Below are 3021 nucleotides of genomic sequence, written 5' to 3'. Positions count from 1 at the left end.
CCCGACAGGAGGGTGGCGGTGAGGGTGGCCGCGGTGAGGCCGGCGGCGAGGAGTGCCGTCGTCCCGCGTGTGGCCGTGGCGCCGCGCGGCGCCGGTCCGGATCCCATGCGGGAACGCTAGACCGGCGCCGGGGGCGGCACAACGGCTCGTACCGGCCGGGGTGTTAAGAGTCCGTGTCGCGCAGCAGGCAGGTGAGGCGGGCGGTGCAGACGCGGCGGTCCTGCTCGTCGGTGATGACGATCTCGTAGGTGGCGGTGGAGCGGCCGCGGTGGACGGGGGTGGCGGTGCCGGTGACGTGGCCGTCGCGGACGCCGCGGTGGTGGGTGCAGTTGAGGTCGACGCCGACGGCGATCTTCTTGCTGCCGCCGTGCATCATGGCGCCGACGGAGCCGAGGGTCTCGGCGAGGACGGCGGAGGCGCCGCCGTGCAGGAGTCCGTAGGGCTGGGTGTTGCCCTTGACGGGCATGGTGGCGACGACGCGTTCGGCGGAGGCCTCCAGGATCTGGATCTCCATGCGCTGCCCGAGGGCGCCCGCCGAGAAGAGGGCGGGCAGGTCTATGCCCAGGGCCGCGTACTCGTCGAGGACTTCCTGGGGGAACTTCACGGCGTGCTGCTGCTCGTCGGCCATGGGCCTGCTCCGTTCGTCAACGATCGTTAACCAGTGTCTGGGCTCGTTCTATCAGGCCGGTTCGAAGCGGACGACGACGGACTTGCTGGCGGGGGTGTTGCTGGTGTCGGCGGTGGAGTCCAGGGGGACCAGGACGTTGGTCTCCGGGTAGTAGGCGGCGGCGCAGCCGCGCGCGGTGGGGTAGTGGACGACGCGGAAGCCGGGGGCGCGGCGTTCGACGCCGTCCTTCCACTCGCCGACGAGGTCGGTGTAGGAGCCGTCGGCGAGGCCGAGCTCGGCGGCGTCCTGGGGGTTGACCATGACGACGCGGCGGCCGCCGGTGATGCCGCGGTAGCGGTCGTCTAGGCCGTAGATGGTGGTGTTGTACTGGTCGTGGCTGCGCAGGGTCTGGAGCAGGAGCCGGCCGGCGGGGACCTTGGGGTACTCGACGGGGGCGGCGGTGAAGTTGGCCTTGCCGGTCTTGGTGGGGAAGCGGCGTTCGTCGCGGGGGCCGTGGGGGAGCTGGAAGCCCTCCGGGCGGGCGGCGCGGGCGTTGAAGTCCTCGAAGCCGGGGACGACGCGGGCGATGCGGTCGCGGATGGCCGCGTAGTCGTTCTCGAACTCCTCCCAGGGGGTCTGGGAGGTGGTGCCGAGGACGGCGCGGGCCATGCGGGCGACGATGGCCGGTTCGGAGAGGAGGTGGGGGGAGGCGGGGGCGAGGTTGCCGCGGGAGGCGTGGACCATGCCCATGGAGTCCTCGACGGTGACGAACTGGCGGCCGCCCTTCTGGACGTCCTTGTCGGTGCGGCCGAGGGTGGGCAGGATCAGGGCGCGCCGGCCGGTGACCGCGTGGGAGCGGTTGAGCTTGGTGGAGACGTGGACGGTGAGGGAGGCGCGGCGGATCGCGGCCTCGGTGACGTCGGTGTCGGGGGTGGCGGCGACGAAGTTGCCGCCCATGGCGAAGAGGACCTTGGCCCTGCCGTCGCGGAGGGCCTCGATGGAGCGGACGACGTCGTAGCCGTGGGCGCGGGGCGAGGTGATGCCGAATTCCTCGTCGAGGGCGTCGAGGAAGGCGGGGGCGGGGCGTTCGAAGATCCCCATGGTGCGGTCGCCCTGGACGTTGGAGTGGCCGCGGACGGGGCAGACGCCGGCGCCGGGGCGGCCGATGTTGCCGCGGAGCAGGAGGAGGTTGACGACCTCGCGGATGGTGGCGACGGAGTGCTTGTGCTGGGTGAGGCCCATGGCCCAGCAGATGATGGTGCGCTTCGAGGCCAGGATCATGGCCAGGGCGCGTTCGATCTCGGGGCGGGTGAGGCCGGTGGCGGTGAGGGTCTCGTCCCAGTCCGCGTCCTTGGCGGCGGTGGCGAGGGCCTCGTAGCCGTGGGTGTGGTCGCGGATGAAGTCCTCGTCGAGGGCGCCCTCCGTCTCGATGACGAGCTTGTTGAGGAGGCGGAAGAGGGCCTGGTCGCCGCCGATGCGGATCTGGAGGAAGAGGTCGTTGAGGGCGGTGCCCCTGAGCATGCCGAGGGGGGTCTGGGGGTTCTTGAACCGCTCCATGCCGGCCTCGGGCAGCGGGTTCACCGAGATGATCTTCGCGCCGGCTTCCTTGGCCTTCTCCAGCGCGGAGAGCATGCGGGGGTGGTTGGTGCCCGGGTTCTGCCCGGCGACGATGATCAGGTCGGCGCGGTGGAGGTCTTCGAGGGAGACGCTGCCCTTGCCGATGCCGATGGTCTCGTTCAGTGCGGAGCCGGAGGACTCGTGGCACATGTTGGAGCAGTCCGGCAGGTTGTTGGTGCCGAATTCGCGGGCGAAGAGCTGGAAGAGGAACGCGGCCTCGTTGCTGGTGCGGCCGGAGGTGTAGAAGAGGGCCTCGTCGGGCGAGGACAGGGCCCCGAGCTCCTCCGCGATGATCGCGAAGGCCTTCTTCCAGCTGACGGGCTCGTACCGGTCGGCGCCCTCGGGCAGGTACATCGGCTGCGTGATGCGGCCCTGCTGGCCGAGCCAGTAGCCGCTGCGGGCGGCGAGCTCGGGGAGCGGGTGGGCGGCGAAGAAGTCCGGGGTGACGCGGCGCAGCGTGGCCTCTTCGGCGACGGCCTTGGCGCCGTTCTCGCAGAACTCGGCGGTGTGCCGCTTGTCGCCCTCGGGCCAGGCGCAGCCGGGGCAGTCGAAGCCGTCCTTCTGGTTGACCTTGAGCAGGGTCCGGGCGGTGCGGGCCAGGCCCATCTGCTCGTTCGCGATCTTCAGGGTGTGCGCGATGGCGGGGAGTCCCGCGGCGGCGTGCTGGGGCGGCGTGACGTGCGGTGCGTCCTGTACCGGGTCACCTGTGGGCGGCTTGGTCGCCATCGCGCTCTCCTTCGAGCGTACGTACGGGTGCAGCAGGTCCTGCCGCGTCTTCCGATCCTTGCACGGGCGCG

2 protein-coding genes are annotated in these 3021 nt (G+C 71.3%); both read right to left on the bottom strand.

Going from position 1 to position 3021, the window contains the following annotated elements; all coding sequences use genetic code 11:
• Positions 1-163 precede the first annotated feature (163 nt).
• Complete coding sequence (locus tag SSNG_RS09005; protein WP_007263506.1) at positions 164-628, bottom strand: hotdog fold thioesterase; 465 nt, start codon at positions 626-628, stop codon at positions 164-166.
• Between the two features lie 51 nt (positions 629-679).
• A complete protein-coding gene (locus SSNG_RS09000) occupies positions 680-2950 on the bottom strand; it encodes an FdhF/YdeP family oxidoreductase (RefSeq protein ID WP_007263505.1) in 2271 nt (756 codons plus the stop codon).
• Positions 2951-3021: the final 71 nt, after the last annotated feature.

The sequence above is a fragment of the Streptomyces sp. C genome (assembly GCF_000158895.1).
Lineage (GTDB): Bacteria > Actinomycetota > Actinomycetes > Streptomycetales > Streptomycetaceae > Streptomyces > Streptomyces racemochromogenes.
This window is presented reverse-complemented; position numbering and strand designations above follow the sequence as displayed.

Bases quoted from the DNA above. Each gene is read 5' to 3' on its own strand.
- SSNG_RS09005 (WP_007263506.1), bottom strand. From the start codon at position 628: ATGGCCGACGAGCAGCAGCACGCCGTGAAGTTCCCCCAGGAAGTCCTC.
- SSNG_RS09000 (WP_007263505.1), bottom strand. From the start codon at position 2,950: ATGGCGACCAAGCCGCCCACAGGTGACCCGGTACAGGACGCACCGCAC.